At 65.9% G+C, this 20,551-nt stretch carries 16 protein-coding genes and 1 tRNA gene; 14 read left to right on the top strand and 3 right to left on the bottom strand.

All coding sequences use genetic code 11. The features are described from left to right. Positions 1–17 precede the first annotated feature (17 nt). Positions 18–803 (bottom strand): VOC family protein, encoded by a 786-nt coding sequence (locus DX923_RS11370; protein ID WP_116115012.1) that lies wholly within the window; start codon positions 801–803, stop codon positions 18–20. A gap of 257 nt (positions 804–1,060) precedes the next feature. On the opposite strand from DX923_RS11370, the gene DX923_RS11365 reads away from it, so the two are divergent. Beyond that, the gene (locus tag DX923_RS11365; protein ID WP_116115010.1) at positions 1,061–1,435 is read left to right on the top strand and encodes a hypothetical protein; all 375 of its coding nucleotides are present in this window, start codon (positions 1,061–1,063) and stop codon (positions 1,433–1,435) included. Positions 1,436–1,538: 103 nt separating this feature from the next. After that, on the top strand, positions 1,539–2,141 hold the full coding sequence (locus tag DX923_RS11360; RefSeq protein ID WP_116115008.1) for an FMN-binding negative transcriptional regulator: 603 nt from the start codon (positions 1,539–1,541) through the stop codon (positions 2,139–2,141). A 41-nt stretch (positions 2,142–2,182) separates the two neighbouring features. Here the strand turns inward: DX923_RS11360 and DX923_RS11355 are convergent, their stop codons facing one another. Next, entirely contained in the window at positions 2,183–3,754 is a 1,572-nt protein-coding gene (locus tag DX923_RS11355; protein WP_116115007.1) for an aspartate:alanine exchanger family transporter, read from the bottom strand. Between the two features lie 194 nt (positions 3,755–3,948). Then, positions 3,949–4,021 (bottom strand) — tRNA-Lys (locus DX923_RS11350). A 223-nt stretch (positions 4,022–4,244) separates the two neighbouring features. On the opposite strand from DX923_RS11350, the gene ilvA reads away from it, so the two are divergent. The 12 genes from ilvA to pstA all read left to right on the top strand — a co-directional run bounded on the left by ilvA (position 4,245) and on the right by pstA (position 20,543). Then, positions 4,245–5,498 (top strand): threonine ammonia-lyase IlvA, encoded by a 1,254-nt coding sequence (ilvA, locus tag DX923_RS11345; RefSeq protein ID WP_116115005.1) that lies wholly within the window; start codon positions 4,245–4,247, stop codon positions 5,496–5,498. Between the two features lie 142 nt (positions 5,499–5,640). Next, positions 5,641–6,492: a formyltetrahydrofolate deformylase gene (gene purU / locus DX923_RS11340; RefSeq protein ID WP_116115004.1), complete on the top strand. Its 852-nt coding sequence runs from the start codon at positions 5,641–5,643 to the stop codon at positions 6,490–6,492. Positions 6,493–6,612: 120 nt separating this feature from the next. After that, positions 6,613–7,722, top strand: a complete 1,110-nt coding sequence (locus DX923_RS11335) for a hypothetical protein (RefSeq protein WP_116115002.1) — start codon at positions 6,613–6,615, stop codon at positions 7,720–7,722. Between the two features lie 5 nt (positions 7,723–7,727). Continuing rightward, a complete protein-coding gene (locus tag DX923_RS11330; RefSeq protein WP_116115000.1) occupies positions 7,728–8,816 on the top strand; it encodes a hypothetical protein in 1,089 nt (362 codons plus the stop codon). A gap of 67 nt (positions 8,817–8,883) precedes the next feature. After that, positions 8,884–11,478, top strand: a complete 2,595-nt coding sequence (locus DX923_RS11325) for a DEAD/DEAH box helicase (protein ID WP_162873124.1) — start codon at positions 8,884–8,886, stop codon at positions 11,476–11,478. A 98-nt stretch (positions 11,479–11,576) separates the two neighbouring features. Beyond that, on the top strand, positions 11,577–12,140 hold the full coding sequence (locus DX923_RS11320; protein ID WP_116114997.1) for a hypothetical protein: 564 nt from the start codon (positions 11,577–11,579) through the stop codon (positions 12,138–12,140). 15 nt (positions 12,141–12,155) lie between these two features. Beyond that, the gene (gene treY, locus DX923_RS11315) at positions 12,156–14,654 is read left to right on the top strand and encodes a malto-oligosyltrehalose synthase (RefSeq protein WP_240322611.1); all 2,499 of its coding nucleotides are present in this window, start codon (positions 12,156–12,158) and stop codon (positions 14,652–14,654) included. Between the two features lie 48 nt (positions 14,655–14,702). Beyond that, positions 14,703–16,556 (top strand): malto-oligosyltrehalose trehalohydrolase, encoded by a 1,854-nt coding sequence (gene treZ / locus DX923_RS11310; RefSeq protein ID WP_116114995.1) that lies wholly within the window; start codon positions 14,703–14,705, stop codon positions 16,554–16,556. Next, a complete protein-coding gene (locus DX923_RS11305) occupies positions 16,556–17,224 on the top strand; it encodes a hypothetical protein (protein ID WP_240322610.1) in 669 nt (222 codons plus the stop codon). The genes treZ and DX923_RS11305 overlap by 1 nt, the downstream gene beginning before the upstream one ends. 304 nt (positions 17,225–17,528) lie before the next feature. Beyond that, entirely contained in the window at positions 17,529–18,509 is a 981-nt protein-coding gene (gene pstS, locus DX923_RS11300; RefSeq protein WP_346218086.1) for a phosphate ABC transporter substrate-binding protein PstS, read from the top strand. A gap of 109 nt (positions 18,510–18,618) precedes the next feature. Then, positions 18,619–19,623, top strand: a complete 1,005-nt coding sequence (gene pstC / locus DX923_RS11295; protein WP_116114991.1) for a phosphate ABC transporter permease subunit PstC — start codon at positions 18,619–18,621, stop codon at positions 19,621–19,623. Then, the gene (gene pstA / locus DX923_RS11290; RefSeq protein ID WP_116114989.1) at positions 19,620–20,543 is read left to right on the top strand and encodes a phosphate ABC transporter permease PstA; all 924 of its coding nucleotides are present in this window, start codon (positions 19,620–19,622) and stop codon (positions 20,541–20,543) included. The genes pstC and pstA overlap by 4 nt, the downstream gene beginning before the upstream one ends. The last annotated feature ends 8 nt before the right edge of the window (positions 20,544–20,551 follow it).

Genomic DNA, 20,551 nt, shown 5'->3' with positions numbered 1-20,551 from the left:
GTTCGTCCCGGGAAGGGTCAGGCATTGATCATGAAGACCGCGCCCTGGGGGTCCGTCACCTGAGCGAACCGACCATGGGGCGAGTCCTGCGGCGGCGATTGCACTTCTCCGCCCAGTTCGGCGACCCGCCGGACGGTCTCGTCGGCGTCGGCGCATCCGAAGTAGACCCGCCAGTGTGAAGGGACCTCCGGGGACAGCATGGCGGAGGCATCGCAGATCCCGGCGCAGGCCTCTTCGCCTGCGCCATTGGTGACATAGCGGAAGTCCTCGCCGGGCGGGGTCTCCATCCAGGAGATATTCCAGCTCAAGGCGTCCCGGTAGAAAGGGATCACCTTGTCGAGGTCGGTGCTGAGTGTTTCGAACCACACCGGAGTTCCCGGGGTGAGCGGTAGGGAGAAACCTTCCATCCGGTGGGGCTCCCACAGCCCCAGATGTGCCCCGGCGGGGTCGACCACCATCGCCTGGCGGCCGTGGTCGGCCACGGTCATCGGGCCGAAGACGACCTTCGCTCCGCTGGCGCCGGTGCGGGAGAGCGCGGCATCGAGGTCGACCGTGCGCAGGTAGATCGTCCACGTGGTGGGCCCGGTGGGCTCCTCGGTAGGGCCGTCCAGGCCCATGTACGAGGACATCAGGCCACCGACGAGATGATCACCGCAACTGATGATCTGGTAGTGCCCGAAGTCTTCGCCCTGGTCGGTGAACGACCAGCTGAAGAGTTCGCCGTAGAACTTCTTCGCGCCCTCGACGTCATCGGTCATCAGATCGAGCCAGATCGGCCGGCCGGGCTGCTGCGCAGTGCTCATGCTTTCCTCCAGGAGGATGCGTGACGGTCGGGCACCGTCGGGTGATATGCGCACTTTAGGGGGATATGTTGTCTCGGTGAAGGGGGCTGGGGCGCTTTCTGCGCTCGGCGGGGTCACCGAGGGTTGACCGACCTCTCCCAGGGGTAAGGAGGAACCCGGATCCCCGGTGTGTCGCTGCCGACGGTTCGGGGAAAAGACAGTACAAAAGGCCTACTCGCAGTGAGTGCGGGTCAGGACCAGAGAGGCGGGAATCTGTCATGGGTAAAGCAGTGATGGGTGTGATAGCTCCGGAAAGGGGGCCGTCGCCGGCTGAGGTGTGCCTCGCCGGCCTCTCCCTCCTGGGCGCCTCCGGGGCGGTCTTCCTCGCCGGTCGAGGGGCTCTGCCTGCGGGGATGTCCGCCGTGATCTGTGCCGTCATCGCGCTGACGTGGATCTCCTTCTACTCAAAATCGATCCGTCATCCACAGCTGGAGGGGGCGCGCTTCGTCTGGATCATCGCCTTCACCGCGGTCTCAGTGGTCATCTGTGCTTTCGCCACCGAGCAGACCTGGAATGCCCTGCTCTCCACGCTCATGGCCGCTGCTGCTGCCCTTCCGCTCGCGTTGTGGTTCTCCAGCATGTGGAAGGCGTGATGCGAAAACCCATCTGAGGAGAGGTGCCGTCTGATAGACCGGTCGGACGAACAGGTCGGCACCGGCGTCGGCCGCCCGCCGGGCAGGAAGGGAACGGATCGTCATGCGGCACACCCCACGTTATGTGGTCACCGACCCGACCGAGGTGAAGCGGCTGATCCGTGAACATCCGTGGGCGACCTTCGTCTCCTGCACCACCCGCGGTCTGGTGGCCTCCCACTATCCGGTCCTGCTGGAGGAGGACGTCAGCGAAGAGATCCACCTCGTCAGCCATTTCGGTCGACCGGACGAGGAGACCCACGAGCTGGGGCAGCACGAGATGCTGATCATCGTCCAAGGACCGCACGACTACGTCTCCTCGAGCTGGTACGAACCCGGAGACATCGTGCCCACCTGGGACCATGTGACCGCTCACCTCTACGGGGTGCCGGAGATCCTCTCCGCCGAGGAGAACTACGCCATGCTCTGCCGGCTGACCGACCATTTCGAGGGGGGACGTCCCGGTGGGCGAAGCCTCTCGGACGATGAGAAAGGCACCCGCCGAACAGCACAAGGCACGGTAGGCCTACGGGTGCGGGTCACCCGGTTCGAGGCCCGGGCAAAACTCAGCCAGAACAAGCCACCGGAGGTCCTCGACCGGATTGAAGGCGAACTCGAGATCGTGAACCCCGCCCTGGCCCAGGAGATCCGTCGTGTGCGCGAGTGAATCTCCTGGCGGCACCACCGCCCAGGAGGGGCGTGACGTACTCAGGGCAGCGCGATCAGGCTCGCCAGCAGGATCTTGACGACCATCGCGGTGGGATAGGCCATGGCGTATCCGGCGGAGACCCGGAAGTCCTGGCCGGTCTGGGTGTTCGCATAACCGAGCAGCGCCGGTTGGGTCTGGAGGCCTGCCAGGAGCCCCGCGAGACGAGTGCCACCCATTCGGACGACGCGGCGTTGGAAGAGATAGGCCGTCATCCCCGTCGACAGGGTGATGAGTGCCCCCAGGAGGACCATTCCCAGCCAGGAACCGGAAGTGAAGGCGACGCTGATCTGTCCTCCGGCACGCGTGCCTGCTTGGGCGAGGAAGAGGAGGAGCCCCAGCTCGGCGATCACGGCGCTGGCGGTGAAAGGCAGCATCGTCACCACCGATCCGATTCGGCCGATCCGGCCCAGCACCAGGCCGACCAGTAGCGCGCCCAGAGCCGGTCCGAGGGTGAAGGTGGACCCGCCGGGCAAGGGGATCGGAATCGACCCGAGTGCGATCCCGAAAGCCATGCCCAGCCCGACCGCGACGGGATTGATGTCGGTGAGCCCGCGGGAGGAGTCCCCGAAGAAAGCAGCGATGTCGGCGAGTCGTTCGCGGGGAGCGACGACGCGGATGCGGTCGCCGAGCTGCAATACCAGGTCGGGATGTCCGAGGATGTCGACATCGCCGCGACGTACCCGAGAGATCACCCCGGAGAAGCGGCCTTCCAGGTCGAGTCTGCGCAGGCTGCGTCCGCAGACGGCCGGGTCGGAGACGGTGATCCGGCGGAAGTCCAGTTCACGACGGTCCAGCTCGAGCCGGTGCGAGGACTCGTGGCCGAGCGCGGTGACCACTTTGTGCACGTACTCGGGCGGCCCGACCACGGTGACCACGTCATTGCGTTGTAGAGGAGTGCGGGCGTTGGCGACCCTGGTAGGTCCGCTCTCCTCGTGGCGGACCCGGGTGATGCTGATCTGGTTGGCGTGGTCTTCTTCGACGTCCCGGACATGGGGCTGGTCCTCCCGCTCGACGCGGATGTCGGTGCGGATCAGTTCGACGGGGGTATCGGGGTCGTTGTGCCGGCGTCGCAGGGCCAGGTTGGAGACGGCGAGCATGCCGATGACGCCGAAGAGGTAGGCGATCGAGTATCCGACGGTCGCTTGGGAGGAGTCGCCGGCGGCGGCGAGTGCCGGCGTGTTGGTCAGGGCGCCGGCGAAGGTGCCGACGGCTTGTTCCCGGGTGAGACCGAAGACGGGGCCGAGCCCGACGGCGACGACAGCTCCGACGACAAGGGAGAGGACGACACCGAGGACGACTTTTCCGGAGGATCGCATGGTGTGGAAGAAGTTCGGCCCGGAGGAGATGCCGACGCAGAAGGCGAAGAGTGCCAGGCCGATGTGGCCGATGGAGGTGGGGATCTCCAGGGTGGTTCCGGCCGAGCGTCCCCAGGCCGCGATGGCGATGCCGACGAAGAGGACGGCTGCTGATCCCAGGGCGATCCCGCGGACCCGTATCCGGCCGACGGCGGCTCCGAGACCGACGACCAGGAAGAGGAGGAGTTCGGTGTGCTGAGCCAGTGAGGTGAACACGGTGCGGCACCTTCTTCGAAGCGACAGTCGTTGCGCTGGAACGGGTGTGGCGTCTGTCAGGCAGCTTAGTCGGGAGTGTGCTGCGGCTTGTTCGGCCCCTGTGAGTCGGCCCCTGGCCGAAAGGGCGGGTCCCGCCTCTGCTGAGATGTCGAAGGAGGACGAGAAGGCAAAGCGGCTCAGGCGAAGAAAGTGAGTGGGCCCTGCGGGGCTCGAACCCGCGCGCTTCGGATTAAAAGTCCGCTGCTCTGCCAACTGAGCTAAAGGCCCGTACGCATCGGAGGACACGTACCTGTGCACTCAGAACCCTCTCGGATCGAGAGTGCACCGGTCCAGAGTAGGGCACGCGCAAGGGTGCTGTGTCCACGACCCCCGAAGAAAACACTCTGAGGAGCTCCCGACATCGAGGATTCCGCCGATTCACTTAGAAAAATGAGATCATCATCCCGGATCGTGGTCGCTTTCGCGGGGATGCCTGGGGAATAATGACTGAATGACGATGCAGCTGCCCACCGCCCTGGACGTCGAAGCAGCCTATGTGCGCCTGCGCGGCATCGTGCACGAAACCCCACTCATGCACAGCTCTCGGCTGAGCGAGCGCACCGGAGCAGAGGTCTGGGTCAAACGCGAAGACCTCCAACCCGTCCGCAGTTACAAGGTTCGTGGCGCCTACAACCTGATCGCCCAACTCGACCCGGCCGAACACGCCCGAGGAGTCGTCTGCGCCAGCGCAGGGAACCACGCCCAGGGCGTCGCCTTCGCCTGCGCCGAACTGGGGCTCCACGGCCGGATCTACGTCCCCCGGACCACACCCCGGCAGAAGCGAGACCGGATCTGCGCCATCGGCGCTGGGAAGATCGACCTCATCGTCGGCGGCGACGCCTACGACGACGCCTACGCCGCAGCCCGCACCGACGCCCGCGACAGCGGCGCCGTCCTCGTCCCGGCCTTCGACCACACCGACACCATCGCCGGGCAAGGCACCCTCGCCGTCGAGGTTGTCCAACAACTCGGCGGCCCGCCCGACCTGCTCGTCGTCCCCGTGGGCGGTGGCGGGATGCTCGCCGGCTGCGCCACCTGGCTCCGCCGCCGACACCCTGGGGTCACCGTCATCGGCGCCGAACCTGCCGGAGCCGCCTCCATGCGCGCCGCCTTCGACGCCGACGGGCCCATCACCCTCGCCGACCTGGAGACCTTCGTCGACGGCGCCGCCGTCCGCAGGGTCGGTGATCTCACCTACGCGGCGACCCGTTCATTGGACGTCGACCTGGTCGCCGTCACCGAAGGGCGGATCTGCACCGAGATGCTCGAGCTCTACCAGACCGAAGGCATCATCGCCGAGCCTGCGGGGGCACTCGCCTCGGCGGCGCTGCTCGATCAGATCGACATCACCCCAGGAAGCCGCATCGTCGTCGTCCTCTCCGGAGGGAACAACGACGTCTCCCGCTACGCCGAAGTGCTGGAGAGATCCCTGATCGACGAAGGACGCAAGCACTACTTCCTGGTGAACTTCCCCCAGGAGCCCGGTGCGCTGCGTCGTTTCGTCGAGGACGTCCTGGGCCCCGACGACGACATCGCGCTCTTCGAATACGTCAAACGATCCAACCGGGAGACCGGCCCGGCGCTGGTCGGTATCGAGCTGGGCAACCCCGACGACCTCGACGGACTCCTCGGACGAATGGCTGCCTCCCGGATGGTCGCCGAGCGAATCCCCGCCGACAGCCCCGCCTACCGTTTCCTCGTCTGAACCCGCCGGGAAAGGACATCCGCCATGTGAACCCGCCCAGTGAGCGGCATGAACTCCCAGAGCGGACACCGACGGCAGACGTTAATCTTCCGCCCTGATCTTTCTTCCGTGACCGACATCGTCCCCTGCGAAGGCTGGCCCCGTGACCGCGTACATCCTGACCTTCTCCTGCGAGAACCACCCCGGCATCGTCGCCGCCGTCACCACCACCCTCACCCAGCTGGGTTGCGACATCACCGACGGGCAACAGTTCGACGACCGTCGCACCGGCCGCTTCTTCGCGCGGATGACCTTCACCCCGGTGCGCGCCGACCTGGGCGAGGAAGGCTTCCGCACCGCGCTGTCCCCGGTGCTCTCCTCACTGGGCGCCGAATGGAAGTTCCGGGCCTCCGGACGCCGCCAACGAGTCCTCCTACTGGCCTCCAAGACCGACCACTGCCTGGCCGACCTGCTCTACCGGGTACGTATCGGTGAACTCGCCATGGAAGTGGTCGGCATCGTCAGCAACCACCCTCGAGAGACCTACGGCGACCTCGGCGACATCCCCTTCCACCACCTGCCGGTCACCAAGGAGACCAAACCCGAGCAGGAAGCGCAGATCCTGCGCATCATCGAAGGAGAACAGGTCGACCTGGTCGTCCTCGCCCGGTACATGCAGATCCTCTCCGAGGAGTTCGCCGCCGCCCTGTCCGGACGATGCATCAACATCCACCACAGCTTCCTGCCCGGGTTCAAAGGCGCCAAGCCTTACCACCAGGCCTACGAGCGCGGGGTGAAACTCATCGGAGCCACCGCCCACTACGTCACCGCCGACCTCGACGAGGGCCCGATCATCGCCCAGGACGTCGCGCCGGTGACCCACCGCGACGGGCCGGAGACCCTGGTCCGCAAGGGACGTGACATCGAACGGCGTGTCCTGGCCTCTGCCGTGCGCGCCCACATCGAGGACCGGGTGATGATGCGCGGCTCCACCACCATCGTCTTCTCCGCCTGATCGGCTGAGGACTCCTCCTCACCCGGAAGCCCCCTACCCACGGTGCCTTTGCCGGAGTAACGTTCTCCGACGTAGGGGCCGGGGGATGGCCCGTCACTCGCGCGGAGGGGGAATCCGCTCATGAGGAAAATTCGTCCGACCCTGCTCGTCTCCGCGCTCGCCGCGGCCGCGGCTCTCGCCGTCGGGGTGGGAACTCCGCCTGCTCAAGGAGCATCCGCCGGATCGTCTGAAGTGTTCTCCGGACAGGTGTCCCGCGAGATCAGTTACCGCGCAATGATCTTCCAGACCCCCGCGGCGAACGGCGCCTACGAGGGCATGGATGTGAACGACCTGGGGCAGCTGGTCGCCAGCCAGCTACCTCACGACCGCCAGGACTTCATCGGCGACTCTTTCGGAAGGACGACCTGGCTGAGTCGCGAGGCCACTGGCTGCGCCCAGGAACTCTGGCCAGACGCAGGGCGTGCACGCTTCATCGACGCCCGGGGTCAGGTCGTCGGCGAAGGGCAATGCACCATCTACCACCCGCGCGCAGGTAACTGGGCGATCACCCGCTGGTCCTCAGCGAAGGCAGCTCCCGCCCTCACCCAACACGGTCTTGTGATGGGTGGCCCGTTGACGGTGGTGGCGACGAACACGGCAGGGGAGGTCCTGATCCGGCTCGAAGGGGTCACTCTCGAGCCGATGGACCGGGTCACCGAACGGGGAGGTACCCGGCTGGTCGACGCCCGAGGAAAGGCCTGGAGCGTGATCGGCAATGACCTCGCCGAGGACGGCACCGTAGTCGGCCGACTGGTCACCGAGACCTTCCCAGAACGAGGAGTTCCCTTCGCGACCCGGGGAAGTACCGCTGTCCCCCTGGTCGCGCCGCCGGGGGTGGAGAGCCCCAGCGCGGACGCCGGGGCCGTCGCAGTCTCTCCGAATGCCCGGTGGATCGTCGGCGGGTTCGGACCCCACGCCGTGCGTTGGGATGTTCGTCGTGCACCTGGGTCGTTGCCATCGGGTTTTTCGCCGGTGGATGTGAATGATCACGGGGTGGTGTTGGGTCGGGCAGGTGAGGGGTGGGCTGTGTGGTCGCCTCTGGGGGGTCTGCGGTCGGTGCGTCTTCCTGGGTTGCCTGCGGGGGTGCGGGTGAAGTCGATGGCGAAGATCAACTGGTGGGGGCAGATCGCAGCCACGGTGACCGGCACGGACGGCATCGACCGGGCCGCGCTGCTCAGCCCGGGGCGGTGAGGACGATGACCGGAACGAACAAGCCTGCATGGGTAGTTCTCGTGGCCTGCGCACTCGTCGCACCCTTGCCGCCCGCCCAGGCGCAATCCGTCGAGCGGACGCCGAATGCCGAGGTGACGGGGACGGTGGACTATCGCGCCGTCGTTCAACCGAGTCCGGCGGGCGAGGGCGCTTTCGAAGGTGTCGACGTGGACTCTCTGGGCCGGATCCTGGCCCGGCAGGGGCCAGAGGCCACTGATCGGAAGGATTTCGTCGGAGACGTCTTCGGGCGACGCAGGATGCTCTCCCAGAAAGCCACCGGATGCGGTCCGGTCAGTCGGGCGTACGCAGACCGCCCGATAGGGATCGCCACGTCGGGTGCCGTTGTCGGCGAAGGACGCTGTACTTATCCAGGAGGGCAGGCCCCGTTCACCGCTGTGTCCGTCTGGTCCTCGGTTGCCTCCGACCCGCGAGTCATCCACGAGAAGCCCTACTGGTCGGGTGCAGTGGTGCCTGTAGCCGTGAGCGACCGGGGTGAAGCCTTGCTCCGCGAACGGGTCTACGCCGAGAACGGTGAGGAGACGACTGCCACCGTTCGCTCGGGGATCCGTCTACTCGACGTGCAGGCCCGTTCCTGGCCGGTGGTGGGGACGGACATCGCCGCAGATGGCACCGTCGTCGGTCAGTTGTTGGACACTCATGGGTCGGCACAGGCCGGAGCCTTCGTGACGGAAGGTTTCATCGCGACCCCGCTCCCGCTGCCCGCCGGTGCCGGTTCGGTGAACTCGGTCGCGGTCTCCCCGAACGGCCGGAGCATCGTCGCGGCGACGGAGACCGTCGGCGTGCGTTGGGATGTTCGTCGTGCACCTGGGTCGTTGCCATCGGGTTTTTCGCCGGTGGATGTGAATGATCACGGGGTGGTGTTGGGTCGGGCAGGTGAGGGGTGGGCTGTGTGGTCGCCTCTGGGGGGTCTGCGGTCGGTGCGTCTTCCTGGGTTGCCTGCGGGGGTGCGGGTGAAGTCGATGGCGAAGATCAACTGGTGGGGGCAGATCGCAGCCACGGTGACCGGCACGGACGGCATCGACCGGGCCGCGCTGCTCAGCCCGGGGCGGTGACCGGGTTTTACCGGCCGGTATCGTCCGTCTTCCCGGCCCGTCCGGGCTGAGAGGATGGACCACGATGATGAATCTCAACGACCGGATCGACGGCCTGCCCGGAGTCGACAGCGCGAGCGGACCTCAGCCCGACGACGTCTTCGCCGCCTTCACCGATTGGGTCGACGCTCGGGGGCTCACCCCTTACCCGCATCAGGAGGAGGCGCTGCTGGAGCTGGTCACCGGCAGCAATGTGATCCTGGCGACCCCGACCGGGTCGGGCAAGTCACTGGTCGCGACCGGTGCGCACTTCTTCAGCCTGGCCCGGTACGACCAGACAGAGCAGCGCACCTACTACACGGCACCCATCAAAGCCCTGGTCAGCGAGAAGTTCTTCGACCTGTGCGAGCAGTTCGGAGCCGACAACGTCGGCATGGTCACCGGTGACGCCTCGGTCAACGGATCTGCTCCGATCATCTGCTGTACCGCGGAGATCCTGGCGAACCTGGCCCTGCGAGAGGGGCGAGATCTGCCGGTGGGGATCATCGTCATGGACGAATTCCACTTCTATTCAGAACCTGACCGGGGCTGGGCCTGGCAGGTGCCGCTGCTCGAACTTCCCCAAGCCCAGTTCCTGCTGATGAGTGCCACTCTGGGCGATGTCACCTTCTTCCGGAAGGATCTGACCGCGCGCACCGGCCGAGAGACCGCAGTGGTCGCCGATGCGCCCAGGCCGGTCCCGTTGACCTTCTCCTACGCGCTGACCCCGCTGCACGAGACCTTGGAAGAATTGGTCACCACCCGGCAGACACCCACCTACGTGGTGCATTTCACCCAGGCTGCGGCACTCGAACGGGCCCAGGCGTTGATGAGTCTGAATGTGACCAGCCGCGCCGAGAAGGACGCCATCCTGGAAACGATCGGGGCCTTCCGCTTCGGGAAGGGCTTCGGTCAGCAGCTGTCGAGACTGGTCAAGCACGGTATCGGCGTGCATCACGCGGGCATGCTGCCCAAATATCGCCGGCTGGTGGAGACCCTGGCGCAGGCAGGCCTGTTGAAGGTCATCTGCGGTACGGACACCCTGGGAGTGGGGATCAACGTGCCCATCCGCACGGTGGTCCTCACCGGAATGTCGAAATTCGACGGCTCCCGTCAACGGCTGCTCAAATCGAGGGAGTTCCACCAGATCGCGGGGCGGGCCGGGCGCGCAGGCTTCGACACCAGCGGGTCGGTCGTCGTGCAAGCTCCCGACCATGTGATCGACAACCATCGGGCGCTGCTCAAGGCCGGGGACGACCCGAAGAAACAACGTAAGGTCCAGCGGAAGAAACCCCCGGAGGGTTTCGTCAACTACGGCGAGGAGACCTTCACCCGTCTGGTCGGCGCAGAGCCCGAACCGCTGGTCCCCCGGATGCGGGTCTCCCACGCGATGGTGCTCAATGTCATCCAACGTCCGGGCGACCCGGTCTTCGCGATGCGTCGTCTCCTCACCGACAACCACGAGCCGCGCAGGCAGCAGATCCGTCTGCAACGCCGGGCCATCGACATCCTGCGTTCCTTGCTCCAGGCCGGTGTGGTGGAGCGGCTCCCCGAACCCGACGAGAGCGGACGCACCCTGCGGGTGGTGATGGACCTGCAACGGCACTTCGCCTTGAACCAACCGTTGTCGACCTTCGCGCTGGCAGCTTTCGAGTTGCTCGACCCGGAGAGCTCCACGTACGCCCTCGACATGGTCTCCATCGTGGAATCCACCTTGGACGACCCCCGGGGGCTGCTCTACGCCCAGCAGTTCAAGGCGCGTGGCGAGGCCGTCGCCGAGATGAAGGCCGACGGCATCGAGTACGAGGAACGGATGGAGCTGCTGGAGGAGGTCGAATGGCCCAAGCCTTTGCAGGAACTCCTCAGCGGGGCCTTCGCGACCTACCGTCAGTCCCATCCCTGGCTCGATGAGGACGACCTGTCGCCGAAGTCGGTGGTCCGTGACCTGTTCGAACGGGCCATGACCTTCGGCGAGTTCGTGGCCTTCTATCAGATGACTCGCTCCGAGGGGTTGGTGCTGCGTTATCTGACCGATGCCTATCGCGCGCTGCGCCAGACGATCCCGGACAGTGCCAAGACCGAGGAGTTGGAGGACGTCATCACCTGGCTCGGTGAGGTCGTTCGACAGACCGACTCCTCGCTGATCGACGAGTGGGAGGCGCTGACCGACCCGGAACGGGACGAGGACGCCCCGGTCCGTCCCGGATCGGTGACCGGGCCGCGCCCGATCACCGCGAACGAGCGGGCTTTCCGGGTCTTGGTGCGTTCGGCGATGTGGCGTCGGGTGGAACTGCTGGCCCGGGGACAGTACGGGGCTCTTGCCGCGCTGGACGCGGAGAGCGCCCGTTCGGGGCCGAATGGGGACCTGTTCGACGCCGACGACTGGGCGGATGCCGCCGAGGAGCTGCTGGAGGACTATTCGGGGCAGGAGCTGGACGAGGTGGTCGGGATCGGTCCGGATGCTCGGGGACCGGCTCTGCTGAGGGTCGACACCGAGAGCGAGCCTGGACGCTGGTTGGTCGAACAGATCCTCGACGATCCTGAAGGCGATCGCGACTGGCGGATCTACGCCGAGGTCGACCTGGAGGGCAGCGATGAGGCTGGCGAACTCATTATTCGAGCAACGGATCTCGCGCGCGCTTAGGCGTTCGCTGGTCTCTTTTCCCCCCAGAAGATCCACCTTTTGCAGGGAAATGCGTGCCATGAGTTTTGGCGGTGCCTCCGGGGAGGTATGGTCACGACATGCCCGCACCGCGCTTGGTCCGTGCAACACCGGACGACTGGGAGAAGTACCGGCAATTGTGGCTGCGTATGTTCCGCCACCGACCTGACGAGTTCCCCCCGACCCACGGTGAGGACCCCGAAGAGTGGACGCGTGAGGACTGGCAGCGGCGCATGTCCGGGGCCAATGGCGAGGGAATCACTCTTGCGGTGGAGTCCACGGACGGCTGCTGGCAGGCGATGGCCACGGCCTTCATCGAGGAGGACCTGGGGGAGCGCATCGCTTACCTGCGGGAGTCGTACATCGACCGGATCGACGACGATTCGGAGTGGTTGTCGCTGAGCGGCCCGCTCGTCGAGGGCATGATGCATTGGGCCTCGTCCGAGCGGATCAGCCGGACCTACACCGATATCCTTTCGGACCGTCACCGGGTGATCCGCTTCCTCGAAGCGACCGGTGCTCGACGCACCGGAGTGGAGCGGGCTTCGGGCGCAGCGGGCGGCCTTTCAGCCATTGAGTTCGTGTGGGATATCACGGAGCTTGCTGGAGAAGGCCTTTCGGATGCCGGGGAGAAGCGGGGCTGAGACAATGAGGGGCCCGTGCCCCTCGATCAGGAGTTCTTCCACCACATGCCGGTGACCGGAACATATCGACTCCAGCTGCACCGTGACTTCGGTTTCGCCGACGCGGCTCGCATCGTCCCTTATCTCGCGCGTCTGGGCGTGAGTCATCTGTACCTGTCACCGGTCCTGGCCTCGGTCGGGGGATCCATGCACGGTTACGACGTCGTCGACCACTCCCGGATCGACGACGAACTCGGTGGCCGTGCAGGCTTCGAGGAACTGGCTGCGCTGGCCCGGGAACACGGGCTGGGCATCATCGTCGACGTGGTCCCGAACCACATGGCCTTCGTCGCCCCCGAGAGCGCCAACACCCCGTTGTGGGAGCTCCTTCGTGACGGCCGGGACGCCCGTACCGCCGAGTGGTTCGACATCGATTGGAAGGCCGGCGGCGGACGGGTCGGGCTGCCGTTTCTCGGAGGGGATCTCGACGCAACTCTTGCTGCGGGAGAGGTCGTCCTGGACCGGATGCCTGATCCGGTCACCGGGCACGACGTGCCCGTGCTGCGTTATTACGACCATGTTCTTCCCGTGGCCTTGGGCACAGAGGGCAATGCCGAATCGGGTGACACCGACCCCACGGCGGTGCGGGCGATCCTCGACCGCCAGCATTACCGGCTGACCAGCTGGCGGGACAAGGACGACAGCCTGAACTACCGTCGTTTCTTCGAGGTCGACGGTCTGATCGCCGTCCGGGTCGAGCTGCCTGAAGTCTTCGAGGAGACACATCGTCTGCTGCTCGAACTCAACCATGCCGGTCTGATCGACGGCTTCCGGATCGATCATCCTGACGGCCTGGCCGATCCCACCGGTTATCTCGACCAACTGCGCCGCGCCGCCACCAGGGGCACCTATCTCGTCGTGGAGAAGATCCTGGAGAAGGACGAGCATCTTCCTGGCAGCTGGGCTTGTGACGGGACCACCGGCTATGACGCCATGCGCGCGATATCCGCGGCACTGGTCGACACCGGAAATGCCCCGGTGCTGATCCAGGAATGGGAGCTCGCCGGTGGCGATGCCACCCTTGCCCAGGCGACGATCTCCGCGAAACGGCAGGTCGTCGACCAGGCGCTGACCCCAGAGGTCGAACGATTGGTGCGGCGGGCCCGGGAAGCTCTTCCGGAGAACGACCCCGAAAGGCTCCGGGAGGCCGTCATCGAACTGCTCGTCGCCGGCGAGGTGTACCGCGCCTATGTCCGGGCGGACGGAAGACTCTCCTCAGCTGCGCGGGAGCGACTCACCGACGCGTTCACCCGGGCCATCGGAGCGCGCCCGGATCTGGAGGCAGAGTTGCGCGCCCTGGTGCCGCTGACTGTGGCCGATGACAGCGATGCCAATGCCCTGGATTTCGCGGTTCGCCTGCAGCAGACGTGGGGGCCGGTGATGGCCAAGGGGATCGAGGACACGACCTTCTACCGGTGGCATCGGCTCATCGCCTTGAACGAGGTGGGTGGTGACCCCGAAGCCCTGGAAACGGCCTCCGTGGAGGACCTGCACCGGTGGGCGCGTTACCAGGCAGAGCACTGGCCGCACGGGATGACCTCGTTGTCCACGCATGACACCAAGCGCAGCGAGGACGTCCGCGCCCGGTTGCTGGCTGTGGCCGGTGACCCGCAGGCCTGGTCGCTCTGTTCCCGGCTGGCGCGTGAACAGGCCGAGGACTTCGGGATCGACCTGCCCACGGCGCACCTGCTCTGGCAGACTCTGCTCGGCGTGGGGTACATCGAACCGGAACGGATGTCGGGCTACCTGTTGAAGGCCTTGCGCGAGGCCAAGGAGCACACCGCCTGGGTGGACGGCGATGAGGCTTATGAGCAGCGCGTGCTCGCCTTCGTGGAACAGGTCCGGGTCGACGGCCGACTGCACGACGCCATCGACGAAGCGGTCTCTCGTCAGGCGGAGGCGATCAGGGCCACTGTTCTCGGAGCGAAGGCCTTACAGCTGACCTTGCCCGGCGTCCCCGACTGTTACCAGGGGTGTGAGGTGGTCGACCTCTCCCTGGTCGATCCGGACAACCGTCGCCCGATCGACTACGACCGGAGGGCTGCTCTCCTGGAACGGCTGGCTACGCAGGGGATCACCGGCCTGCCGGACATGCAGCCCGACCGACTCGACGCGGAGAAACTGTTGGTGACTTCCCGGTTGATGGCGCTCCGCCGAGAGGAGAGCGAACTCTTCCTCCAAGGGAGCTACCACCCGTTGTCGACGACGAATGAGCACCTGGTGGGGCTGGTTCGGGAGTCGAATGTCGGACGGATCACCGGAGCCTTGGGGCTGGCGCAGCGTGCCAGACTGGTGACCCTGGTCACCAGGGCACCGGCTGCTCTTGCGGCAAGCGGCGGCTGGTCGGACAGCACCGTCGTGCTGCCCGAGGGCCCCTGGCAGGATGTATTGACCGGACGTGCCATCGACGGCGGGCAGACCCGGGTGGCCGGGCTGTTCGACGAGCTACCTGTCGCTGTCCTTCTGCAGCGCTGAACAGCGGCTGCGATCATCTGACCATCACGAACTTCCACGAAGGGTGACATGAGCGAGCACTCCGACGACCAAACGGTCCTCGAGGCCTCCCGGTTTCCGGTACGGGCGCTCCCGGCTGAGCCCGGGCCGCCGGGTGAGGACGGGCTGCGGGAGTTCCGGGAGTGGGCGCCCACAGCGGAACAGTCGATGGTTCTCGTTCTGAACGGCGCGGAACACGAGATGGCTCCGGCCGACGACGGGTGGTGGCAGACACGGGTCGAGGCTGAACCCGGTGACCGCTACGGCTATCGCATCGACGGTGGACCGGTCTTCCCCAGCCCGACGGCTCGACGACTGCCCGAGGGACCGCACGGCTTGGCAGCCGTGGTCGATACCACCGATTTCGTCTGGCACGACGACGACTGGGCCGGTGTCCCCCTTGCTGGCTCGGTGCTCTACGAGATGCACATCGGCACCTTCACCCCGGAGGGGACCTTCGACGCGGCGATCGAACGCCTCGACCACCTCGTCGACCTGGGTGTCGACGTGGTCGAGGTGATGCCGGTGGCCTCTTTCCCCGGGACACACGGGTGGGGATACGACGGTGTCGCCCTGTGGTCGGTGCACGAACCCTACGGGGGCCCTGCGGGGCTACACCGTTTCGTTGACGCCTGCCATGCCCGGGGCCTCGGCGTCGGCCTCGACGTGGTGCACAATCACCTCGGCCCGGATGGCGCTTATGCGCACGCCTTCGGCCCCTATTTCACCGACCGGCATCACACCCCGTGGGGGGCCGCAGTCAACCTGGACGGTCCTGACTCGGACCCGGTACGCGCCTTTCTCATCGGTAATGCCCTGGCCTGGCTGGACGACTTCCATCTGGACGGTCTGCGCCTGGACGCGGTCCACGAACTGCACGACCATCGGGCGGTGCCGATCCTGGAAGAGCTCTCGGCAGCTGTCGCGGATCTGTCGGAACGGACCTCGCACCGGCGGTGGCTCGTGGCCGAGACCGACCGGAACGACCCACGCACGGTGCAGCCCCGGGAACAGGGCGGGCTCGGTATGGACGGCCAGTGGGCCGATGACGTCCATCACGGCTGGCATGCCGTGCTGACCGGTGAGGACCAGGGTTACTACTGTGATTTCGCCGAGCTGCCGGTGATGGCGGCACTCTTGGGATCCCCCTTCCACCATGCTGATACCTGGTCCACCTTCCGTGGCCGTCGCCACGGACGCCCGGTGCCCACCGAGGTGGAAGGCTGGCGCTTCGTCGTCTTCCTGGAGAACCACGACCAGGTCGGCAACCGGGCCACCGGCGACCGGCACGCTCACAGCCTGTCGACCAGACGGCTGCAGTGTGGCGCAGCATTGCTTCTGACCAGCCCTTATACCCCCATGTTGTTCATGGGTGAGGAATGGGGGGCCAGTACCCCCTGGCAGTACTTCACCGATCACATCGACCTGCGGCTGGCCGACGCAGTACGCGAGGGGCGACGGCGGGAGTTCGCCGCGCACGGGTGGTCCGGGGACGAGGTGCCGGATCCGCAGTCGCCGAGCACCCGGGACGGTTCGGTCCTCGACTGGTCGGAGATCGAGGAGGGTGATCATCGGGTGCTTCTGCGGTGGTACCGGGCTCTGCTCGCTCTGCGTCGTGCGCGGGCCGACCTGCGGGACCCTGACCGTTCACAGGTACGTACCCATCTCGATCCGGGCACCGGGACGCTCGTCGTCGAGCGGGGGCAACACCGGATCGCGGTCAACCTCGGCGTCGAGACGGTGGAAGCCGATCTGCATCTGGAGTCGACTCGCGGCCGGGTCGTCCTGTTGAGCACCGATTGCACGACGGCGCTCGACGAGGACGGGTGTATCAGCGTGCCCCCGGACGGGGTCGTCGTCGTGGGCCCGAGCACGGCGGAATGATGTCGGAGTCTTCGTCTGCGCGTCGGCATCGGCGTCCGGCTCTGCTCGACCCAGGCAGTATGGACGCCTTCGCGCAAGATCGGCTGGACCCAGCGGTGATCTCGCAGATCGCGCACGAGACGGCGGCGATCCTGGTGCGTACCGGCCGGGCTTCCACCGATCCGGAGATGACGGAACGCCTGGTCCGGCTGGTCGACGAGTTGGGACTGGACACGGTGGCCCAGCTGTGGTCGGAATGCGCGGCGCGTACTCTGCCGGGAACTTTGTGGCGGCTGTATGTGATCCGGGAATGGGTGCGTCGTGACCCAGTGGGTGCCAGCGGGGATTTCGCCGAGGGGATGCGCCATGCCGATGTGTCCGTCGCGATCGCCGGGGCGGGGAGCCCTCCTGGCCCGGTGCAGATGAAGGAACTCGCCGACGCGATCCTGCGTGGCGTCTACACCGCTGATGTCGCAGTGGCTCTGGAACGGGCAGCAGCTTTCTGCCGGATCGTCGCTGCCGGGCGCGCCTCCCGGGAGCCCGACATCTCGACCGGACGGGGACCTCTCCGTTCCGAGCCGGTCACGGACCCCGGGAGCCGACATGCCGCATCGGCGGCGGCCGTCCTGACGATGTCCGACGACCTCGCGTGGTCCGCAAAGGCTTGGCGGCGTAGCGATCTCGTTTGACCTGGTGGAAATTCACCGGCTCTGGACGTCATGCATTCGTCGAATCCACCATCCCGTCCGTGCGTGACCTGTTCACTTACCGTTCACGACACGCATGACGCTGGGACACTCGTCCTTATTAGCGTCGAGCACGGAATGGCAGTGTGCCCTTCTCACGGACCGCAGTGGAGAGGTACAGATCATCGTGAAGATGCAAGGTTGGGCTTTCGTTTCGACGATATCCCTCATCGGCGTGGCCGCCTTGGCGTCCTGCGGCAGCAATGACAACAGCGCTGTCACAGGAGGAGGCTCCGCAGGTTCTTCCGTGAAAATCGCTGATTGTCAGCAAGGAAATCTGAAGGGTGAAGGTTCGTCCGCCCAGAAGAATGCCATCGACATGGCTATCAGCAGTTATGGGGGCGCCTGCCCCGGCGCGCAGGTCGACTACAACCCTTCCGGATCCGGTGCAGGTATCAAGAACTTCAATGCGGGTCAGGTCGATTTCGGGGGCACCGACTCGGTGCTGAAACCTGCAGAATCTGCGGCAGCGGAGAAACGTTGCTCGTCCACCGCCTGGCATGTGCCGATGGTGGCCGGACCGATCGCCGTGTCCTACAACGTCAAGGGCGTCGACTCCCTGGTGCTGACCCCGGAACTGATGGCCAAGATCTTCCAGGGAGAGATCACGGCCTGGAACGACCCGGCGATCGCGGAGGTCAACAAGGGCGCGTCGCTGCCGAACACCCCGATCCGGGTGTTCTTCCGGTCGGACGAGTCGGGGACCACCGAGAATTTCACGAAGTACCTCAAAGCTGCGGCCGGCACCGCATGGAGGGGTGAAGCGGCCAAGACCTGGACAGGTAAGGGCGAAGGTAAGGAGAAGTCCTCCGGTGTGGCGAAAGCGGTGAAGGACAGCGACGGCGGGATCACCTATGTCGAACTGTCTTATGCCAAGGACAACGGCTTGAAACTCGCCCAAGTGGACAACGGCGCCGGGCCGGTGGCACTCACGAGCGATAACGTCGGTAAGGCCATCGCCGCTGCCACACAGGAAGGAGAAGGGAACGATCTCCGACTGAAGGTCGATTTCGGGGCGAAGACTCCGGGTGCTTATCCGATCGTCCTGGTCACCTATGAAGTCGTCTGTTCGGATTACGAGAAGAATGCCCAGGCCGCATACGTTCGTTCTTTCCTGAAGCATTTCGCCTCCGATTCCGTCCAGAAGAGCCTGGAGGGTCGCGGATATGCGCCTTTGCCCACGGAAGTGTTGACGAAGGTTCGTACCACCGTCGACGCGATCCAGTAACCGACCTGTTCTCGGCGCAGGTCTTGCCACCGGCCGGCGCCGAGACAGATCCTCCCGCACGACCGCCGCGGCGCAGGAGCACCGACCGGCGAGACAGGGGATGCCAGGCATGCCTGACACGACACAGACCCAGGAAGCGGCTTTGCCCGTCGGCCTGGACGGCTCCATCGGCCACCGTCGGTGGGGCGATCGACTCTTCCGCGGTGCCGCCATGGGGGCCAGCGCGCTCGTGGTCGCCGTGGTCACCCTCATCGGGGTTTTCCTGCTGGGCCAGGCGGCACCCTCGCTGGCCCGCAACGAGACATCCTTCCTGACCTCCGCGGAGTGGATCACCGCCGGTGACCATCCTCGGTTCGGTGTGGCCTCGCTGTTGTGGGTGACCGTCATCACGTCGATCATGGCCATGTGCGTGGCCGTTCCCTTGGGAGTCGGCGTCGCCCTGTTCATCACCCAGTACGCGCCCCGACGGTTCGCCCGCCCGGCCGGCCAACTGATCGACCTGCTCGCCGCCGTACCCTCCATCGTCTACGGGCTGTGGGGAATCATGGTCTTCGGGCCGTTCATCGAACGGTCAGGTCTTCAAGGCCTGCTGAACAGCGCTTTGGGGTGGATACCACTGTTTGCGAAGAGCCCGGAGAATCCCGTCGACAGCGGTTCCACGCTCTTCGTGGTCAGCCTCGTCCTGGCCATCATGATCCTGCCGATCGTGACGGCGCTTTCCCGGGAGGTCTTCGACCAGACTCCTCTGGCACACAAGGAAGGCGTGCTGGCTCTGGGCGCGACCAAATGGGAGATGATCCGCACCGCGGTGCTGCCCTTCGGGCGTCCTGGGGTCATCAGCGCCTCCATGCTCGGCCTGGGGCGCGCGCTGGGCGAGACCGTCGCGGTGATGATGATCCTGTCTGCGCTGGCTCCGAACTCGGCATGGAGCTGGAGTATTTTCCGCGGTGGGGAGACCTTTGCCTCGCGGATCGCCAACAATGCCCACGAGTTCGACTCGGCGCAGAAGACCGGTGCCTACATGGCAGCAGGGCTCGTGCTCTTCCTGCTGACCTTCGCCGTCAACGCGGTGGCCCGTATCGTCATCAACCGCAGGAAGGCCTTCGTCGAATGACCACCAGCACGACGACCGGTACTCCCGACCGGATAGAGCAGAGTGTCGATCTGAGTCTTGCCGGTGGGCATTCGCGATCGCGTACCGTCCGGGATGTCACAGCCAGGGTGGTGATGTACCTCTGCTTCGTGCTGGCGGTGCTGCCCTTGCTGTGGATCGTCTACACCGTCCTGTCCAACGGGCTGGGTCTGCTCCTGGACGCAGGATGGTGGAACCGGAGCCAGGCTGGTCTGGTTTCCACGATCCGCGGCGGTGGCGCCTATCACGCGATCATCGGAACCTTGTTGCAGGCTTTGGTGACGGCGTCGATCTCGGTGCCGGTCGGGGTGCTCGTCGCGATCTATCTGGTGGAGTACGGGCGGGGAAAGATCGCCACGGCGGTCAGTTTCATGGTCGATGTCCTCACCGGTGTGCCCTCCATCGTCGCTGCCTTGTTCATCTACGCGATGTGGGTCGGCGTCTTCGACCTGCAACGGGTGGGCTTCGCGGTGACCCTGGCCCTGGTGCTCCTGATGATCCCGACGGTGATCCGTTCCACCGAGGAGATGCTCAAGCTCGTCCCGAACGAGCTGAGGGAAGCTTCGTACGCCTTGGGCGTCCCCAAATGGAAGACCATCGTGTCGGTGGTCCTGCCGACGGCGTTCAGTGGCATCGTGACCGGTGTACTGCTCGGCCTGGCGCGGGTGATGGGGGAGACGGCACCTCTGCTGGTTCTCGGGCCGTACACGAAGTTCATCAACATGGATCTGCTGGCGAGCAATATGGCGACCCTGCCCACGATGATCAACCAGGAGAGGATGGAAGCGCTGGCTCCCGCCGTCGAACGGGCCTGGGCCGCAGCACTGACCCTCATCCTCCTGGTGCTCATACTCAACCTGGTGGGGCGGTTCATCGCCCGTACCGGCACTGTCAAAGCCTGACTGTCAAC

Source organism: Austwickia chelonae, from assembly GCF_003391095.1.
GTDB classification, from domain to species: domain Bacteria; phylum Actinomycetota; class Actinomycetes; order Actinomycetales; family Dermatophilaceae; genus Austwickia; species Austwickia chelonae_A.
This window is presented reverse-complemented; position numbering and strand designations above follow the sequence as displayed.